Source organism: Burkholderia aenigmatica (assembly GCF_048627025.1).
Taxonomy (GTDB): Bacteria; Pseudomonadota; Gammaproteobacteria; order Burkholderiales; family Burkholderiaceae; genus Burkholderia; species Burkholderia aenigmatica.
Window position 1 is genome coordinate 530,852 of the sequence record NZ_CP184468.1, and the last position, 19,159, is coordinate 550,010.

General features: G+C 66.4%; 16 protein-coding genes. 15 read left to right on the forward strand and 1 reads right to left on the reverse strand.

Annotation, left to right across the window (positions count from 1 at the left end; genetic code table 11):
* Positions 1 to 28 precede the first annotated feature (28 nt).
* On the forward strand, positions 29 to 1,702 hold the full coding sequence (locus ACN8ZM_RS02570; RefSeq protein WP_420210508.1) for a long-chain fatty acid--CoA ligase: 1,674 nt from the start codon (positions 29 to 31) through the stop codon (positions 1,700 to 1,702).
* 267 nt (positions 1,703 to 1,969) lie between these two features.
* Here the strand turns inward: ACN8ZM_RS02570 and ACN8ZM_RS02575 are convergent, their stop codons facing one another.
* Positions 1,970 to 3,121, reverse strand: a complete 1,152-nt coding sequence (locus tag ACN8ZM_RS02575; RefSeq protein WP_043191506.1) for a porin — start codon at positions 3,119 to 3,121, stop codon at positions 1,970 to 1,972.
* A 276-nt stretch (positions 3,122 to 3,397) separates the two neighbouring features.
* Between ACN8ZM_RS02575 and coq7 the strand changes: the two genes are divergently transcribed.
* From coq7 to ACN8ZM_RS02645, 14 genes are all read left to right on the forward strand, one after another.
* Complete coding sequence (coq7, locus tag ACN8ZM_RS02580; protein WP_027788457.1) at positions 3,398 to 4,024, forward strand: 2-polyprenyl-3-methyl-6-methoxy-1,4-benzoquinone monooxygenase; 627 nt, start codon at positions 3,398 to 3,400, stop codon at positions 4,022 to 4,024.
* 386 nt (positions 4,025 to 4,410) lie between these two features.
* Entirely contained in the window at positions 4,411 to 4,839 is a 429-nt protein-coding gene (gene mraZ, locus ACN8ZM_RS02585) for a division/cell wall cluster transcriptional repressor MraZ (protein ID WP_006487094.1), read from the forward strand.
* Between the two features lie 23 nt (positions 4,840 to 4,862).
* Positions 4,863 to 5,804, forward strand: coding sequence for a 16S rRNA (cytosine(1402)-N(4))-methyltransferase RsmH (gene rsmH, locus ACN8ZM_RS02590; protein ID WP_043191501.1), 942 nt, complete (start codon positions 4,863 to 4,865; stop codon positions 5,802 to 5,804).
* On the forward strand, positions 5,801 to 6,142 hold the full coding sequence (gene ftsL, locus ACN8ZM_RS02595) for a cell division protein FtsL (protein ID WP_043191499.1): 342 nt from the start codon (positions 5,801 to 5,803) through the stop codon (positions 6,140 to 6,142). The genes rsmH and ftsL overlap by 4 nt, the downstream gene beginning before the upstream one ends.
* On the forward strand, positions 6,139 to 7,986 hold the full coding sequence (locus tag ACN8ZM_RS02600; RefSeq protein ID WP_043191496.1) for a peptidoglycan D,D-transpeptidase FtsI family protein: 1,848 nt from the start codon (positions 6,139 to 6,141) through the stop codon (positions 7,984 to 7,986). The genes ftsL and ACN8ZM_RS02600 overlap by 4 nt, the downstream gene beginning before the upstream one ends.
* A complete protein-coding gene (locus ACN8ZM_RS02605; protein WP_420210509.1) occupies positions 7,983 to 9,521 on the forward strand; it encodes a UDP-N-acetylmuramoyl-L-alanyl-D-glutamate--2,6-diaminopimelate ligase in 1,539 nt (512 codons plus the stop codon). Before ACN8ZM_RS02600 ends, ACN8ZM_RS02605 begins: the two co-directional genes overlap by 4 nt.
* Positions 9,518 to 10,924, forward strand: a complete 1,407-nt coding sequence (locus ACN8ZM_RS02610; RefSeq protein ID WP_420210510.1) for a UDP-N-acetylmuramoyl-tripeptide--D-alanyl-D-alanine ligase — start codon at positions 9,518 to 9,520, stop codon at positions 10,922 to 10,924. The genes ACN8ZM_RS02605 and ACN8ZM_RS02610 overlap by 4 nt, the downstream gene beginning before the upstream one ends.
* A gap of 16 nt (positions 10,925 to 10,940) precedes the next feature.
* Positions 10,941 to 12,110 (forward strand): phospho-N-acetylmuramoyl-pentapeptide-transferase, encoded by a 1,170-nt coding sequence (gene mraY / locus ACN8ZM_RS02615; RefSeq protein WP_006477019.1) that lies wholly within the window; start codon positions 10,941 to 10,943, stop codon positions 12,108 to 12,110.
* A gap of 28 nt (positions 12,111 to 12,138) precedes the next feature.
* On the forward strand, positions 12,139 to 13,653 hold the full coding sequence (gene murD / locus ACN8ZM_RS02620; RefSeq protein WP_043191487.1) for a UDP-N-acetylmuramoyl-L-alanine--D-glutamate ligase: 1,515 nt from the start codon (positions 12,139 to 12,141) through the stop codon (positions 13,651 to 13,653).
* Positions 13,650 to 14,933 (forward strand): putative lipid II flippase FtsW, encoded by a 1,284-nt coding sequence (gene ftsW / locus ACN8ZM_RS02625; protein WP_043191485.1) that lies wholly within the window; start codon positions 13,650 to 13,652, stop codon positions 14,931 to 14,933. Before murD ends, ftsW begins: the two co-directional genes overlap by 4 nt.
* Complete coding sequence (gene murG / locus ACN8ZM_RS02630) at positions 14,930 to 16,033, forward strand: undecaprenyldiphospho-muramoylpentapeptide beta-N-acetylglucosaminyltransferase (RefSeq protein WP_089449853.1); 1,104 nt, start codon at positions 14,930 to 14,932, stop codon at positions 16,031 to 16,033. Before ftsW ends, murG begins: the two co-directional genes overlap by 4 nt.
* On the forward strand, positions 16,030 to 17,427 hold the full coding sequence (gene murC / locus ACN8ZM_RS02635) for a UDP-N-acetylmuramate--L-alanine ligase (protein ID WP_420210511.1): 1,398 nt from the start codon (positions 16,030 to 16,032) through the stop codon (positions 17,425 to 17,427). The genes murG and murC overlap by 4 nt, the downstream gene beginning before the upstream one ends.
* Before the next feature lies 1 nt (position 17,428).
* Entirely contained in the window at positions 17,429 to 18,370 is a 942-nt protein-coding gene (locus ACN8ZM_RS02640) for a D-alanine--D-alanine ligase (protein ID WP_175021531.1), read from the forward strand.
* 19 nt (positions 18,371 to 18,389) lie between these two features.
* A complete protein-coding gene (locus ACN8ZM_RS02645; RefSeq protein WP_043191473.1) occupies positions 18,390 to 19,142 on the forward strand; it encodes a cell division protein FtsQ/DivIB in 753 nt (250 codons plus the stop codon).
* The last annotated feature ends 17 nt before the right edge of the window (positions 19,143 to 19,159 follow it).

Genomic DNA, 19,159 nt, shown 5'->3' on the forward strand with positions numbered 1-19,159 from the left:
TTCGAAAATCTGTGAGGAGACGCGCAGTATGGACAAAATTTGGCTGAAATCGTACCCACCCGGCGTTCCAGCCGAAATTGACGCGTCTCCTTATCCCTCTGTCCCGGACCTGCTCGACGAAAGCTTCCGGCAGTATCGCGACCGCACGGCGTTCGTCTGCATGGGCAAGGGCATCACGTACGGCGAACTCGACAAGCTGTCGCGCCAGTTCGGCGCGTGGCTGCAATCGCGCGGGCTCGCGCGCGGTGCACGCGTCGCGATCATGATGCCCAACGTGCTGCAGTATCCCGTGGCGATCGCCGCGGTCCTGCGCGCGGGCTACACCGTCGTCAACGTCAATCCGCTCTATACGCCGCGCGAGCTCGAACATCAGCTGAAGGACAGCGGTGCGGAGGCGATCGTCATCCTCGAGAATTTCGCGTCGACGCTACAGGCCGTCATCGCGAAAACGGGCGTCAAGCACGTCGTCGTCGCATCGATGGGCGATCTGCTGGGCATCAAGGGCTGGCTCGTCAACTACGTCGTGCGCAACGTGAAGAAGATGGTGCCTGCCTGGCAGCTGCCGTCGTTCACGCGCTTCAAGGCCGCGCTGTCGGAAGGCGCGCGGCAGGCATTCAAGGCGCAGAAGATCGGCCCCGACGACGTCGCGTTCCTGCAATACACGGGCGGTACGACCGGCGTGGCGAAGGGGGCGACGCTGCTGCACCGGAACATCGTGTCGAACGTGCTGCAGGCGGGCGCCTGGCACCATCCGGCTCATGAGAAGTACCCGGAGGTGAAACAGTTCGTGACGGTAGTCGCGCTGCCGCTGTATCACGTGTTCGCGCTGACCGTCTGCGGCTTCCTGACGATGCGTACCGGCGGCATGGGTATCCTGATCCCGAACCCGCGCGACATCGCCGGCATGATCAAGGAGCTGAAGGGCTACCAGATCTCGACGATCCCGGCGGTCAACACGCTGTACAACGCGCTGCTGAACCACCCGGAATTCAATCAGCTCGACCTGTCGAAGCTCGTGATCGCCAACGGCGGCGGCATGGCGATCCAGGAAGGCGTCGCGAAGCGCTGGTATGAAAAGACCCGTACGGCGATCATCGAAGGCTACGGGCTGTCCGAAACGTCGCCGGTGGCGACCTGCAACCCCGTGACGGCGACCGAATACAGCGGGACGATCGGCCTGCCGCTGCCGTCGACCGAAGTGGCGATTCGCGACGACGCCGGCAACGACGTCGCGCTCGGCGAACCCGGCGAGATCTGCATCCGCGGGCCGCAGGTGATGGCCGGCTACTGGAACCGGCCGGACGAGACCGCGAAGGTCATGTTCGCGGACGGCTTCTTCAAGACGGGCGACGTCGGCGTGATGGATGCGCGAGGTTACGTGAAGATCGTCGACCGGAAGAAGGATATGATTCTGGTATCGGGCTTCAACGTGTATCCGAACGAAGTCGAGGACGTGGTGGCGTCGCATCCGGGTGTGTTCGAGGTGGCGGCTGTCGGTGTGCCCGACGAGCATTCCGGCGAAGCCGTGAAGCTGTTCATCGTGAAGAAGGACCCGGCGCTCACCGACAAGGACATCCTCGCCTACTGCAAGGAGCGGCTCACCGGCTACAAGCGGCCGAAGCTGGTCGAGTTCCGGACGGAACTGCCTAAAACGAACGTCGGCAAGATCCTGCGACGCGAACTGCGCGACGGACGCGCGTAACGGCGCAGTCGATCGAATGGAAAAGCCCGGCTTCTGCCGGGCTTTTTTGTTTGCGGCGCGGCCCCGAAGAGGCTGTTTCGGAGCGAGGCGGCTTCCGGAATGGGCCGGTGGCGGCAGCCGTGCATGTCGACGCCGCAGACGGCGCAGCGCCCGCGTGACGAGCGCGTGGCGGCCGGCGCAGTCGCGCTTTCGCTGCGCGGCTGCACCGGAAAAGAAAAAGGCGCCCGAAGGCGCCTTCAATATGCTGCGGCTTGCTGGGCAAGCTGATTAGAACTTGTGACGGATACCGACGCGCGCTGCGACCTGGTTGCTGCTGCTCGAGCCTGCGAGACCGTTGATCGCTGCCGTTGCCTTCAGGACGTTGCCGTCCGCGTCGAGTACGCTGCCCGATGCGTGCTGATACACGCCGATCACGTAGACATCGGTACGCTTCGACAGGAAGTAGTCGACGCCCAGCGAACCCTGGTGGTACTTGGCTGCCGAGTTGCCGTCGATCTTGCTGCCTTGCGTGTAGTCGTACGCTGCGCCGAGAATCAGCGCCGGGGTCAGCTGATACTTGAAGTTGATTTCGCCGTTGTTGAACGTCGCGGTCTGGTTCACGAACGGGCCTGCCGAGAAGCCCTTGAACTTCGTGTTCGAGTACGTCGCGCCGATCGTCGCTGCGCCGAACGTGTAGGCGCCGCCCGCACCGATGACCTGGTACGTGTTCGCGTTGTTCGCGTATGCGCCATAGATCGGCGACGACACCGACGAAGACGCGGAACCGTTGTTGAACATGCCGCCGAACTGGTTCGGCGTACGTGCGTTCAAGTAACCGACGCCCAACACCAGCGGGCCGTTGTTGTAGCCTGCGCCGAGCGACCAGACCTGGTTCTTCGCGAACTGGCCGGCTTGACCGCCGAAGCTGTACATGCCGCCGAACGAGAAGCCGCCGTAGGTCGCGCTCGTGAACTTGACCGCGTTGTTCACACGGTACGCGTTGTTGAAGTTGTCCAGGTCGCCCGGGTGAGCAGCGATGTAGCCGCCCCACTGGTCGCCTGCCTCGAGCGGGCCGACGAAGTCGACGACGGAGTCGTATTGACGACCCAGCGTGACCGTACCGTACTGGCTCGACAGGCCGACATAAGCCTGACGACCGAACATCAGGCCGCCCTGACCGAGCTTGCCGCTGTTCACGTCGAAACCGTTTTCGAGGGTGAAGATCGCCTTCAGGCCGCCACCGAGGTCTTCGGTGCCGCGCATGCCGAAGCGGCTGCCTTGCATCACGCCGCTTGCCATGCTGTACAGGTGCTTGCCGCCTGCGTTGTTGTTGAAGAGCAGGCCTTCATCGATGATGCCGTAAAGCGTCACGCTGCTTTGCGCATGGGCAGCGCCAGCGAACGCGCCCAGCGCGACGAGCGCGAGAAGCGACTTTTTCATTAACGGATCTCCAAAATTCACTGAATTATTCTGGCGGGGCAGATAGTTATGTTCTGTTGACGGGCCCCATCAACTTCGCAAGAAGTCGGACGTAATGTAGCAAAACCGTTTTTTGCCACAAAGCGAAATGCCGCAGCTCAAGGCCGCCATGTTTCCTTTATGCAACAATGGTTAAAATCACGGGTTAACCGCAATTTCCGCTGAATAATCAAGTCGGTTACGCAGCGGACTCGTGCCCTTGCCGCTCGCGGCAGCACCTGCAGCCAGGAGAACAGGATGGTGTTTGATGAACTGATCAGCGAATTCGATCGCGGCCTGCGATCGCTGACCGGCATTAGCCGGATGAGCCGCCCGGTGCCCGCACCGGCCGAGGCGCCGGCCGTCGAACTGACGCCTGCGGAGCGCACGCATGCCGCCGGGCTGATGCGCGTAAACCACGTCGGCGAGGTCTGCGCGCAGGCGCTCTACCAGGCGCAGAAACTCACCGCACGCACGGCGTCGGCGAAGGCGATGTTCGAAGAGGCCGCGCGGGAGGAGGAGGACCACCTCGCGTGGACCGCGCACCGCCTGAAAGAGCTCGACTCGCGTCCGAGCCTGCTGAACCCGCTCTGGTATGCGGGTTCGCTCGCGATCGGCGTGGCGGCCGGCGCGCTTGGCGACAAGGTCAGCCTCGGTTTCATGGCCGAGACCGAGCGCCAGGTCGAGAGCCATCTCGAAGGTCATATGTCCGAGTTGCCGGCGGCCGATACTGCGTCGCGCGCGATCGTCGACCAGATGCGTATCGACGAAGTGAAACACGGCAAGGCGGCGGCCGACGCCGGCGGAATCGAGTTGCCGCTACCCGCGCGGATGCTGATGCGCGCGGCGTCGAAAGTCATGACGAGCACTGCGTACTATCTGTGAGATTCGCACCGGGGCGACGTGGGACGCCGCCCCGGTTTCCCGCCCCTGATACCGCCCGTTTACTCCTCGTTTTCCCGCCCCCGAAAGCCCCGTCCGCACACCCCTCTGGCCCGTCTTTCTCACGTATCACCTTCACAAGTTGCACTAGCTCGTTCATTTATAACGGTTTTTGGTATGAGGGGCCGCATGAGCATGTGCGCGTAAGTCCTTGTTCTAACTAACAAAATTCGTCAAAAAAGCGGGCCGCTCCCTTGACCGTGCCACACCCTTCCTCTAAAGTGGGAGACAGTGTGAGAAAGTGTATTTTTGTGTGATTTGGCGGGCTATTCCGGCTAAATTCTCAGCATGGAGCGGGTGCTTCGGTGCCCTGAACGGGAGAGCGGAAAGTGTTCCAAGGGGCGTCGGCGCTGACGCTCGATGCGAAAGGGCGGATGTCGGTGCCGGCTCGCTATCGCGAAGCGCTGCAAGGACAGGCAGAAGGACGGGTGACTGTGACCAAGCACCCGGACGGCTGCCTGTTGCTGTTTCCGCGCCCCGAATGGGAAGTATTCCGCGCCAAGATCGCCGCGCTGCCGATGGACGCGCACTGGTGGCGGCGCATTTTTCTCGGCAATGCGATGGATGTCGATCTCGACAGCGCCGGCCGGATTCTCGTATCGCCCGAGCTGCGCATGGCAGCCGGACTGGAAAAGGAAGTCATGTTGTTGGGAATGGGTAGTCACTTCGAGCTGTGGGATTCGCAGACCTACAACGCGAAGGAGCAGGCAGCGATGGCGCAGGGCATGCCCGACGCGCTGAAGAATTTCACGTTCTGATTGCGGTGACGGAGACGCCCGCGATGGGAAACGAATTGCAGCATCGGACCGTGTTGTTGGACGAAGCGGTCGAATCGCTCGTGACGCGACCGGACGGCATCTATGTCGACGGTACGTTCGGACGCGGCGGCCATAGCCGCGCGGTGCTCGCGCGGCTGGCGGCGGCCGGGCGGCTGATCGCGTTCGACAAGGATCCGAGGGCGATCGAGACGGCGCAGGGCATCGAGGATGCGCGCTTCTCGATCGTGCATGACAGCTTTGCATCGATGCGCGACGCGCTTGCGGCGCGCGGCGTCGAGAAGGTGTCGGGTGTGTTGCTTGACCTGGGCGTGTCCTCGCCGCAGGTGGACGATCCGGCGCGTGGCTTCAGCTTCCGCGCCGATGGTCCGCTGGACATGCGGATGGATCCGACGCGCGGCGAGTCGGCGGCGGAATGGCTCGCACGGGCTTCGGTGCAGGAATTGACGGAGGTGATACGGGATTATGGGGAAGAACGGTTTGCTTTTCAGATTGCAAAGGCGCTTGTTGCTCGCCGGGCAGAGTCCGACCGTCTTGGGCCTCTCGACACCACGGGCGAGCTTGCCCAAATCGTGGGTCACGTCGTCAAAACCCGTGAGAAGGGCAAGGATCCGGCAACCCGCACCTTTCAGGCTATACGGATTCACGTCAATCAAGAGCTTGCGGACCTGCAAGTCGTACTAGACGCGGCACTGTCGTTGCTGGAGCAAGGGGGGCGGCTGGTGGTCATCAGCTTTCATTCACTCGAGGACCGGATCGTCAAGCGATTCATGCAGGCGCACGCGAGTGCGCCTGCGGTCGATCGTCGCCTGCCGATCCGCGCCGTCGATCTCCCGAGCCCGCCGCTCAAGATCATCAGCCGCCAGTTTCCGAGTGAAGCGGAAGTCGCTGCGAATCCGCGCGCCCGCTCGGCCGTGATGCGCATCGCGGAGCGCGTCACGCCATGAGCCGCTTCAATATCTTCCTGCTGATCATCGTGATGGGGTGCGCGCTGTCGGTCGTCAATTCGACGAACCAGCAGCGCCAGATCTTCATCCAGCTGCAGCGTGCGCAGTCGCAGGAGCGTCAGCTCCAGCAGGACTACGCGCAGCTGCAATATCAGCAGAGCGCGCTGTCGAAGACCTCACGCATCGAGCAGCTTGCGAACGACTCGCTGAAGATGCAGCCGATCACGACCGGCCGCACGCAATACCTGACGCTGCCGCCGGGCGCTGCGAAGGCGATCGATGCGCCGATCCCGGCTTCCGCGGACACGTCTGGCAAGGGCAAGGGAGGCGCGCGATGAAGCCGTCCCAGAAGCGCCAGAACGTGAAATTCTCGTCGAGCCCCGTGCTGGGCGTGCATCTGCCGATGTGGCGCTCGAAGTTCGTCGTGTTCCTGCTGTTCATGGCGTTCGTCGCGCTGGCCGCGCGCGCGTTCTGGATCCAGGGGCCCGGCAACGCGTTCTATCGGAAGCAGGGCGAAAGCCGCTACCAGCGCACGATCGATCTGCCGGCGACGCGCGGCAAGATCCTCGACCGTAACGGGCTCGTGCTCGCGACGAGCCTGCCCGTGCGCGCGATCTGGGCCATTCCCGACGCGGTGCCGGACGATCTCGACGCCGACAAGGTCAACCAGCTCGGCAAGCTCCTCGGCATGACGTCGAAGGAACTGCGCGTGAAGCTGTCGGAAGACAAGGGTTTCGTCTACGTCAAGCGCCAGGTGCCGATCGACGTCGCCGACAAGGTCGCCGCGCTCGACATTCCCGGTATCTATCAGCGCAACGAATACAAGCGCTTCTATCCGGAAGGCGAGATCACCGCTCACCTGATCGGCTTCACGAACGTCGAGGACGAAGGGCAGGAGGGCGTCGAACTGGGCGACCAGAAGATGCTGTCCGGCACGTCGGGCGTGCGTCGCGTGATCAAGGACCGGATGGGGCACATCGTCGAGGACGTCGCCGAGCAGATCCCGCCGCACAACGGCACCGACGTCGACCTGTCGATCGACAGCAAGATCCAGTACATCGCGTACGCGAACCTGAAGGCCGCCGTCGAGAAGTTCAAGGCGAAGGCCGGCGCGGCGATGGTCGTTGACGTGCGCACCGGCGAGGTGCTCGCGCTCGTCAACTACCCGACGTACAACCCGAACGACCGCTCGCGCATGACGGGCGAGCAGTTGCGCAACCGGATCATGACCGACGTGTTCGAGCCGGGCTCGATCATGAAGCCGTTCACGGTGTCGCTCGCGCTCGACCTGCACCGCGTGACGCCGAACACGCTCGTCGAGACGGGCAACGGGCACTTCGTGCTCGACGGCGCGCCGATCACCGACGACGCGGGTTTCGGCACGCTGACGGTCGGCGGCGTGATCCAGAAGTCGAGCAACATCGGCGCGACGAAGATCGCGATGACGATGCGGCCCGAGGAAATGTGGAATATGTATACGAGCATCGGCCTCGGCCAGGCGCCGAAGGTCGGGTTCCCGGGCGCGGTGGCCGGCCGCCTGCGTCCGTGGAAGAGCTGGCGCCGCATCGAACAGGCGACGATGTCGTACGGCTACGGCCTGTCGGTGTCGCTGTTCCAGCTCGCGCGCGCCTACACGGCGATCGCGCATGACGGCGAGCTGATGCCCGTGACCATTTTCAAGACCGACCCCAATCAGCCGGTCGTGGGTACGCAGGTGTTCAACCCGACCACCGCGCGCGAAGTGCGTGCGATGCTCGAGACGGTGGTGGCGCCGGGCGGCACGTCGCCGGATGCAGCCGTGCCGGGCTATCGCGTCGGCGGCAAGAGCGGTACCGCGTACAAGCACGAAGGTCACGGCTACACGCGCAAGTACCGCGCGTCGTTCGTCGGGATGGCGCCGATGCCGAATCCGCGCATCGTCGTCGCGGTATCGGTCGACGAGCCGACCGCGGGCAGCCACTTTGGCGGCCAGGTGTCCGGCCCCGTATTCTCGGCGATCGCCGGCGACACGATGCGTGCGCTGAACGTGCCGCCGAACATGCCGATCAAGCAGCTCGTCGTGTCTGACGATTCGCCGGCAGCACCTTCCGCAACGGGGCCGCAAAAGCTGGCCGCGGGGAGCGGTGCGAAGCATATGATCGTGTCCAGCACGACGCGTAATTCACCAGGAGTTGTTCGATGAGCGCCGCTCGCAGTTCCCATCCGGCGCATCAGCAGATCGCAGCCGCGCTTGCGTGGCTGCGTCAGCATGTGGCCCCCGCCGCGCAACTGCATGCCGACACGCGCAGCCTCAAGGCTGGCGACGTGTTTGTCGCGTATGCAGTCGACGGGGCCGACAATCGTGCCTTCATCGTCGACGCCGTCGCGCGCGGTGCGGCTGCCGTGCTGTATCAGCCGGAAGGGCTGGACGCGGCACCGGCGGTGCCCGTCGCACTGGCCGTGCCGGCGCTCGACCAGCTCGCCGGCGAGATCGCCAGCGGCTGGTATGGCGATCCGAGCGACAGCCTGCTCGCGATCGGCGTGACCGGCACGAACGGCAAGACCTCGTGCACGCAATGGATCGCCACCGCGCTGACGGCGCTGCACCAGCCGTGCGCGGTGATCGGCACGCTCGGCACCGGGATGCCCGGCCAGCTCGTGCCGACGGGTTTCACGACCCCCGACGCGCCGCAACTGCAGCGCAGCCTCGCGCAGTTGCGCGACGCGGGCGCGAAGGCGGTGGCGATGGAAGTGTCGTCGCACGCGCTGCACCAGGGGCGCGTGAACGGTACGGCCTTCGACATCGCGGTGTTTACGAACCTCACGCAGGATCACCTCGACTATCACGGCACGTTCGATGCATACGAGGCCGCGAAGGCGAAGCTGTTCGCATGGCGCGGCCTGCGCGCGGCGGTCGTCAATCGCGACGATGCAGCCGGCCAGCGCCTGCTCGAGAAACTGGCCGGCCGCGTACGCACGATCGCGTACGGGATCGGCGATGCACCGGTGCCCGACGCCGATCGCGAACTGGTCGCGATCGACGTGCGTGCCACCGCGACCGGCACGGCGTTCCGCCTGCGTTCGTCGTGGGGCGATGCCGACGTCGAGGTCGGCACGCTCGGCACGTTCAACGTCAGCAACCTGCTTGCCGTGCTCGGCTCGCTGCTCGCGGCCGACGTGCCGTTCGACGCGGCGCTCGCCGAGATCGCGCGGCTCGAGTCCGTCAACGGCCGGATGCAGCGGCTCGGCGGCCGGCTGCAGAACGACGAACCGCTCGTCGTGATCGACTACGCCCATACGCCCGACGCGCTCGAAAAGACGCTCGACGCGCTGCGCCCGATTGCTGCGGCGCGCGGTGGCCGGCTCGTCTGCATGTTCGGTTGCGGCGGCGATCGCGATGCGACGAAGCGCCCGCTGATGGGCGCGATCGCGGAGCGGCTCGCCGATGAGGCCGTCGTTACGAGCGACAACCCGCGCAGCGAGGATCCGCAGCGCATCATCGACCAGGTCGTCGCGGGCATGACCGCCCCCGATCACGCCCGCCGTATCGAGGATCGCGCGAGCGCGATCCTGCAGGCCGTGCGCGGCGCGGCACGCGAGGATGTCGTCGTGCTGGCCGGCAAGGGCCACGAGGCCACGCAGGAAATCATGGGCAAGAAACGCACGTTTTCCGACCAGGATCACGCGCGGCTTGCGCTGGCAGCGCGCGCGACGCACGGCAAGGGAGGCGCCGAATGACGATGCTCAGTCTCGGCGAAGCCGTTCGCCTGATTCCCGGCGCAACCGTCCACGGCGACGCGAGTGTCACGTTCGATCGCGTGTCGACGGACAGCCGCACGGCCGGTCCCGGCGACCTGTTCGTCGCGCTGAAAGGCGAGCGCTTCGACGCGCACGACTTCCTCGGCGATGTCGCTGCGCGCGGTGCGGCAGCGGCGCTCGTCGCGCACGTGCCGGCGGGCGTCACGATGCCGGCGATCGAGGGCGGCGAAACGCGTGCCGCACTCGGCGCACTCGCACACGGCTGGCGCAAACGATTCGCGCTGCCGCTCGTCGCGGTGACGGGCAGCAACGGCAAGACGACCGTCAAGGAAATGATCGCGTCGATCTTCGCGGCGGCGGTCGGCGCCGACGCGCGGCTCGCGACGGCCGGCAACCTGAACAACGACGTCGGCCTGCCGCTGACGCTGCTGCGCCTGTCGGCCGCGCATCGTCTCGCGGTGATCGAGATCGGGATGAACCACCCGGGCGAGACCGAAGTCCTCGCGCGCCTCACGGCGCCGACGGTCGCGCTCGTCAACAACGCGCAGCGCGAGCACCAGGAGTTCATGGCGACGGTCGAAGCCGTTGCGCTCGAGCACGCGGCCGTGATTCACGCGCTGCCGCCGGACGGCGTTGCGGTGTTCCCGGCCGACGACGCGTATGCGGGCATCTGGCGCGTCGCGGCGACCGGCAACCGGATCCTCGATTTCGCGCTGCACGACGCCGAACGGCAGAACGACGCACAGGTCACGGGCCGTCTGCACGGCGGCGAACTCGCGATCGACACGCCCGCGGGCACCGTCACGGTGCGGCTGCGCGCGCTCGGCGAGCACAACGCGCGCAACGCGCTGGCTGCCACGGCCGCGGCGCTGGGCGCCGGCGTTGCGCTGTCGGCGATCAAGCAGGGCCTCGAATCGTTCGAGCCGGTCAAGGGCCGGCTGCAGGTGAAGCAGGCGATCGCAGGCAGCCTCGCGGGTGCCACGGTCGTCGACGATACGTACAACGCGAATCCCGATTCGATGCGTGCCGCGATCGACGTGCTCGCCGCACAACCGGCGCCGCGCGTGCTGGTGATCGGCGACATGGGCGAGGTCGGCGACGAAGGGCCGGCCTTCCATCGCGAGGTCGGTGCCTACGCGCGCGAGCGCGGGATCGATGCGCTGTTCGCGCTCGGCGATGCGTCGCGCGATGCCTGCACGGCGTACGGCGACACGGCTCGCCATTTCGACGACGTCGGCGCGCTGGTCGGCGCACTGCTCGCGGCGGGCTACGGCGCGCAGGCGACGCTGCTCGTGAAGGGCTCGCGGTACATGAAGATGGAGCGCGTGGTCGACGCGCTGACGAACCAACCCGCAGCGGGCACGTCGCCCGCTGCACACTGAGTAGAAGGAAGGAAGCATGCTGCTGGCGCTGGCGCAATGGCTGCAAGGAGACGCAAGCTTTTTGCGCTTGTTCACGTACCTCACGTTCCGTGCGGTGATGGCCACCATCACCGCGCTCGGGATCGGGCTCGTGTGCGGACCGTGGGTGATCCGCAAGCTGACGCAAATGAAGGTCGGCCAGGCCGTGCGCAAGGACGGCCCGCAGACGCACCTCGTCAAGTCCGGCACGCCGACGATGGGCGGCGTGCTGATCCTGATCGGCATCGCGGTCGCGACGCTGCTGTGGGGCGACCTGACGAACCGTTTCATCTGGATCGTGATGCTCGTCACGTTCGGTTTCGGCGTGATCGGCTGGGTCGACGATTACCGCAAGGTCGTCCACAAGGACCCGCGCGGGATGTCGTCGCGCGAGAAGTATTTCTGGCAGTCGGTGATCGGGCTGTTCGCGGCCGTCTACCTCGCGTTCAGCGTGTCCGAGGCGAACAACGTGCGCGTGTTCGACCTGTTCATGGCATGGGTGCGGAGCGGCCTGTCGATGGGGCTGCCGGCGCGTGCCGACCTGATGCTGCCGTTCCTGAAGTCGATCAGCTATCCGCTCGGCGTCTGGGGCTTCATCGTGCTGACCTATTTCGTGATCGTCGGCGCGAGTAACGCGGTGAACCTGACGGACGGCCTCGACGGTCTCGTGATCATGCCGGTCGTGCTGGTCGGCGCGTCGCTGGGTGTGTTCGCGTACGTGATGGGCAGCGCGGTTTATTCAAAATACCTGCTGTTCCCGCACATTCCGGGCGCGGGCGAATTGCTGATCTTCTGTTCCGCGATGGGTGGGGCAGGGCTCGCGTTCCTCTGGTACAACACGCACCCCGCACAGGTGTTCATGGGCGACGTCGGCGCGCTGGCGCTCGGCGGCGCGCTCGGCACGGTCGCGGTGATCGTGCGCCAGGAAATCGTGCTGTTCATCATGGGCGGCATCTTCGTTGCGGAAACGTTGTCGGTGATGCTGCAGGTGTCGTGGTTCAAGTACACGAAGAAGCGCTACGGCGAAGGACGGCGTCTGCTGAAGATGGCGCCGCTGCATCACCATTTCGAATTGTCCGGCTGGAAGGAAACGCAGGTGGTCGTGCGTTTCTGGATCATCACGCTGATGCTGTGCCTGTTCGGTCTGACCACCCTCAAGCTGCGGTAAAGGAAAGGTAACAAGGATGTCTGGCGAGATGTTTGGAGATCGGCAACGGCCGATGGTGCTCGTACTGGGGCTCGGGGAATCGGGTCTCGCGATCGCGCGATGGTGCGCGAGGCACGGGTGCCGGCTGCGTATTGCCGATACCCGCGAGGCGCCGCCGAACCTTGCCGCGCTGCAGGCCGAAGGCATCGATGCGGAATTCGTCGGCGGGGCGTTCACGCCCGCGCTGCTCGACGGCGGCGTCGAGCTCGTCGGGCTGAGCCCGGGGCTGTCGCCGCTCGAACCGGCACTCGCGGCGCTGGTCGCGGCCGCGAACGAGCAGGGCGTCGCGGTGTGGGGCGAGCTGGAATTCTTTGCGCAGGCGCTGCGCGCGCTCGGCACGAGCGGTTACCAGCCGAAGGTGCTCGCGATCACGGGCACCAACGGCAAGACCACGACGACGAGCCTTACCGGCCTGCTGTGCCAGCGCTCGGGCAAGAAGGTCGCTGTCGCGGGCAACATCAGCCCCGCGATGCTCGACCGGCTCGCCGGTGCGATCGACGAAACTGCGCTGCCCGACGTGTGGGTGCTCGAACTGTCGAGCTTCCAGCTCGAGACCGCGCGCACGTTCGCGCCCGATGCGGCCGCGATCCTCAACATCACGCAGGACCACCTCGACTGGCACGGCAGCTTCGACGCATACGCGCAGGCAAAGGGCCGGATCTTCGGCGCGACGACGACGCGCGTGCTGAACCGCGACGATGCGGCCGTGATGAAGTTCGCGCCGGCAGCCGGCGCAGCCGATGCGCCGCGCACGGTCACGTTCGGCCTGAACGAACCGGTGCAGGACGGCGATTACGGGCTGTCGCGCGACAACGGTATCGCGTGGCTGGTCGAAGCCGTCGATCGCGACGCACCGGACGAAGTCGCGACGACGACCCGCCGGCGCAAGCGCGACGCCGCGCATACGCCGGACATCGCGCAGAAGCGCCTGATGCCGGCCGACGCGCTGCGCATCCGCGGGCTGCACAACGCGGCGAACGCGCTGGCCGCATTCGCGCTCGCACGCGCGATCGACCTGCCGGCCGCGCCGCTGCTGCACGCGCTGCGCGAATACCGCGGCGAGGCGCACCGCGTCGAAGTGATCGCGACGATCGACGACGTGGATTATGTCGACGACAGCAAGGGCACGAACGTCGGCGCGACGGTTGCCGCGCTCGACGGGCTCGCGCAGAAGATCGTGCTGATCGCGGGCGGCGACGGCAAGGGGCAGGACTTCGCGCCGCTGGTCGCGCCGGTCGCGCGCTGGTGCCGTGCGGTGATGCTGATCGGCCGTGACGCCCCGGCGATTCGCGACACGCTCGCCGAAACGGGCGTGCCGCTCGCCGACCACGCGACGCTCGAAGGCGCGGTGCATGCGGCGGCCGACCTCGCCGAACCGGGCGATGCAGTGCTGCTGTCGCCCGCCTGCGCGAGCCTCGACATGTTCAGGAACTACGCCCATCGCGCGGATGTCTTCCGCGCGGCGGTCGACGAAATCGCCATCGACAAAGGAGCGACGCCATGAGCTGGTCCGATCGCCTCGTCTCCCGTTTCAACGATCGTCGCGACACCGGCGGCAATGCCGCGGGCGGCCGCGTCGCGTCGGCCACGCGTGCCGCGACGGGCGGCCTCGCGAGCGTCGTCAACGGCGTGCGCCCGAGCCGTTCGCGGATGCTCGACTTCGACTATTCGCTGCTGTGGGTCGCGATCGCGCTGCTCGGGCTCGGCGTCGTGATGGTGTACTCGGCGTCGATCGCGATGCCCGATTCGCCGAAATACGCGTCGTATCACGATTACGCGTTCCTGATGCGTCACTGCATCTCGCTCGTCGTCGCGTTCATCGCGGCGGTGATCGCATTCCGCGTGCCGGTGTCGACGTGGGATAAATACGCGCCGCATCTCTTCCTGATCGCGCTCGTCGGCCTCGTGATCGTGCTGATTCCGCACATCGGCAAGGGCGTGAACGGTGCGCGCCGCTGGATTCCGCTCGGCATCACGAACATGCAGCCGTCGGAAATCATGAAGCTCGCGGTGACGATCTACGCGGCGAACTACACGGTGCGCAAGCAGGAATACATGCAGAGCTTCGCCAAGGGCTTCCTGCCGATGGCGTTCGCGGTCGGCCTGGTCGGTGCGCTGCTGCTGCTCGAGCCGGACATGGGCGCGTTCATGGTGGTCGCGGCGATCGCGATGGGCGTGCTGTTCCTCGGCGGCGTGAACGGCAAGCTGTTCGGCGGGCTCGTCGCGACGGCGGTCGGCACCTTCACGATGCTGGTGTGGCTGTCGCCGTGGCGTCGCGAGCGGATCTTCGCGTACCTCGATCCGTGGGACGAGCGCTACGCGCAGGGCAAGGCGTACCAGCTCACGCACTCGCTGATCGCGTTCGGCCGCGGCGAGTGGTTCGGCGTCGGTCTTGGCGGCAGCGTCGAGAAGCTGAACTACCTGCCGGAAGCGCATACCGACTTCATCCTCGCGGTGATCGGCGAAGAGCTCGGTTTCGTCGGCGTGCTGGTCGTGATCCTGCTGTTCTACTGGATCGTGCGCCGCTCGTTCGAGATCGGCCGCCAGGCGCTCGCGCTCGATCGCACGTTCGCGGGCCTGACCGCGAAGGGCATCGGCATCTGGTTCGGCGCGCAGACCTTCATCAACATGGGCGTGAACCTCGGGCTGCTGCCGACGAAGGGCCTGACGCTGCCGCTCGTGAGCTACGGCGGCTCGGGCATCTTGCTGAACTGCGTCGCGCTCGCGGTGCTGCTGCGGGTCGACTACGAAAACCGGGTGCTGATGCGCGGAGGGAAGGTATGACCGCGTCGCAACGCACGCTGATGGTGATGGCAGGCGGCACCGGGGGCCACGTGTTCCCGGGGCTCGCGGTCGCGCACCGGATGGAAGCGGCGGGCTGGCGCGTCGTGTGGCTCGGCAATCCGGCCGGGATGGAAGCGACGCTCGTGCCGAAGCACGGCATTCCGATGGAATACGTGCGCTTCGGCGGGCTGCGCGGCAAGGGCCTGAAGACCAAGCTGACGCTGCCGTTCAACCTGCTGCGCGCATGCGGTCAGAGCCTTGCCGCGCTGCGCCGCGTGCGGCCCGACGTCGTACTCGGGATGGGCGGCTACATCACGTTCCCGGCGGGCGTGATGACCGCGCTGTCGGGGCGCCCGCTCGTGCTGCATGAACAGAATTCGATCGCGGGCCTGACGAACAAGGTGCTCGCGAAAATCGCGAAACGCGTACTCGTCGCGTTCCCCGGTGCGTTGCCGCACGCGGAATGGACGGGCAACCCGATTCGCGCGGAACTTGCGCGCACGGAAGCGCCCAAAGCACGCTATGCAGCGCGCAGCGGCCCGCTGAACGTGCTGGTCGTCGGCGGCAGCCTCGGTGCGGCCGCGTTGAACGAAGTCGTGCCGCGCGCGCTGGCGATGCTGACGCCGGGCGAACGCCCGCGCATCGTGCATCAGGCTGGCGCGAAGCACATCGAAGCATTGAAGACGAATTACGAAGCGGCCGGTTTCGCGGCCGGCGAAGACGTGCGGCTCGTGCCGTTCATCGACGACATGGCGGCCGCGTATGCGGCGGCGGATCTCGTGATCTGCCGGTCGGGAGCGATGACGGTGTCGGAGATCGCGGCGGTGGGCGTGGCGGCGCTGTTCGTGCCGTTCCCGTACGCGGTCGACGATCACCAGACGACCAACGCAGCGTTCCTCGCCGATGCGGGCGGGGCGGTATTGGTGCAACAACGCGACCTGTCGGCGGAACTGCTCGCCGACTGGCTGCGCGGCCAGTCGCGGGCGTCGCTCGCGGACATGGCGGAACGTTCGCGCTCGCTGGCGAAGCCCGAGGCCACCGACGAAGTCGCGCGCGTGTGCGCGAAGGCGGCCGGCGCGAACCTGGAACAACTGCAATGAAACACATCGTCAAACACATTCATTTCGTCGGGATCGGCGGCGCGGGCATGAGCGGCATCGCCGAAGTGCTCGTCAACCTCGGCTACGAGGTCAGCGGCTCGGACCTGTCGCGCAACGCGGTGACCGATCGTCTCCAGGCGCTCGGCGCACGCATCGCGATCGGCCACGACGCGGCGAACATCGAGGGCGCGAACGCGGTCGTCGTGTCGACGGCCGTGCGTTCGGACAACCCGGAAGTGCTGGCCGCGCGCGCGAAGCGCGTGCCGATCGTGCAGCGCGCTGTGATGCTGGCCGAGCTGATGCGCCTGAAGCAGGGCATCGCGATCGCCGGCACGCACGGCAAGACCACGACGACGAGCCTCGTCGCGAGCGTGCTCGCGGCGGGCGGGCTCGATCCGACCTTCGTGATCGGCGGCCGGCTGATCAGCGCCGGCGCGAACGCGCGGCTCGGCACGGGCGATTTCATCGTCGCCGAGGCCGACGAGTCGGACGCGTCGTTCCTGAACCTGTATCCGGTGATCGAAGTCATCACGAACATCGATGCCGACCACATGGACACCTACGGCCACGATTTCGCGCGGCTCAAGCAGGCGTTCATCGAATTCACGCAGCGCCTGCCGTTCTACGGCAGCGCGGTCGTGTGCGTCGACGATCCGAACGTGCGGCAGATCATCCCGTTCATCTCGAAGCCGGTCGTGCGCTACGGCCTGTCGCCGGACGCGCAGGTGCGCGCGGAAGACATCGACGCGCGCGACGGCCGCATGCATTTCACGGTGATTCGCGAAGGGCGCGCGCCGCTCGCGATCGTGCTGAACCTGCCGGGCCTGCACAACGTGCAGAACGCGCTCGCGGCGATCGCGATCGCGACCGATCTCGGCGTGACGGACGATGCGATCCAGCAGGCGCTCGCGGAATTCAACGGCGTCGGCCGGCGCTTCCAGCGCTACGGCGAGGTGCCGACCGCGGACGGCGGCCAGTACACGCTGATCGACGACTACGGCCATCACCCGGTCGAGATGGCCGCGACGATCGCGGCCGCGCGTGGCGCGTTCCCGGGCCGCCGCCTCGTGCTGGCGTTCCAGCCGCACCGCTACACGCGTACGCGTGATTGCTTCGACGATTTCGTCAACGTGCTGTCGACGGTCGACGCGCTGGTGCTGACGGAGGTCTACGCGGCCGGCGAGGCGGCGATCTCGACCGCCAACGGCGAAGCGCTGTCGCGTGCGTTGCGCGCGGTAGGAAAGGTTGACCCGGTGTTCGTCGCGACGGTCGACGACGTGCCGGACGCATTGGCGAAGGTCGCGCAGAACGGCGACGTGGTGATCACGATGGGTGCGGGTTCGATCGGCGGCGTGCCGGCGAAGGTCGCGCAGCACACTCAACAGAAGGCATGACATGAGCGGGATTGATCCGAAACGGTTCGGCAAGGTGGCGGTGTTGTTCGGCGGCGAGTCCTCGGAGCGCGAGGTGTCGCTCACGTCGGGCAAGCTCGTGCTGCAGGGCCTGCGCGACGCGGGCATCGACGCGCACCCGTTCGACCCGGCCGAGCGCCCGCTGGCGGCGCTGAAGGATGAAGGGTTCGTGCGCGCGTTCAACGCGCTGCATGGCGGCTACGGCGAGAACGGCCAGATCCAGGGCGCGCTCGATTTCTACGGCATTCGTTACACGGGCAGCGGCGTGCTCGGGTCGGCGCTCGGTCTCGACAAGTTCCGCACGAAGCTCGTGTGGCAGCAGACGGGCGTGCCGACGCCGCCGTTCGAGACGGTGCTGCGCGGCGACGACCTGGCGGCGCGCGCGACGGACATCGTCGCGAAGCTCGGCCTGCCGCTGTTCGTGAAGCCGGCGAGCGAGGGCTCGAGCGTGGCGGTGCTGAAAGTGAAGACGGCCGACGCGCTGCCGGCGGCGCTCGCGGAAGCCGCGAAGCATGACCCGATCGTGATCGTCGAGAAGAGCATCGAGGGCGGCGGCGAATACACCGCCTGCATCGCCGGCGATCTCGACCTGCCGGTGATCAAGATCGTGCCGGCTGGCGAGTTCTACGACTATCACGCGAAGTACGTCGCCGACGACACGCAATACCTGATTCCGTGCGGGCTGCCCGCCGACAAGGAAGCGGAGCTCAAGCGCATCGCGCGCCGTGCATTCGACGTGCTCGGCTGCACCGACTGGGGCCGCGCGGATTTCATGCTCGACGCCGACGGCAACGCGTACTTCCTGGAAGTGAACACCGCGCCGGGCATGACCGACCACTCGCTGCCGCCGAAGGCCGCGCGCGCGGTCGGCATCAGCTATTCGGAGCTGGTCGTGAAGGTGCTGTCGCTCACGCTCAACGACTGACGCAGGAACGGAACGACGTATGTGGAACAACGTTCGCCAACTCAACCTTGCCGCCAGCGCGCTGTACGCGCTGTTGCTGCTCGTGTTGGCGGCGGCCGGTTGCTACTGGCTGATCCAGCGCCCGACGTTCGCGCTGCGGGAAATCCGGATCGACGGCGACACCGAGCACATCAATTCACCGACGGTGCGCGCGGGCGTGGTCGGCCGGCTGAAGGGCAATTTCTTCACGGTCGATCTCGATGCGGCACGCGGCGCGTTCGAGCAGATGCCCTGGGTGCGCCACGCGAGCGTGCGCCGGGTGTGGCCGAATGCGCTGGCTGTCACGCTCGAGGAGTACAAACCGCTCGGGACCTGGGGCAGCGACCAGCTCGTGAGTGTCGACGGCGAGCTGTTCACCGCGAACCAGGGCGAGCTGGAGCAGGAACTGCCGGCGTTCGACGGCCCGGAGGGCAGTGCGAAGGAAGTCGTCACGCGGTATCGCGACTTCGGGAAATGGTTTGCGCCGCTGAAGGCGGCGCCGGAAGAAGTGACGCTGTCGGCGCGGTACGCGTGGACGGTGAAGCTGTCGAACGGCATGCAGGTCGAGCTGGGCAAGGAACGCAACAGCGAGTCGCTGCATGACCGGAGCCAGCGCCTGGTCGCCGCATGGCCGGCTGTCACGGAGCGCTGGGGCAACGACATCGAGTACGCGGACCTGCGTTATCCGAACGGATTCGCGATTCGCGCGGCAGGCATGCGGTTCCTGACCGATACCGACAAGCGCAAGAAGTAACGAGAGATCACACGCAA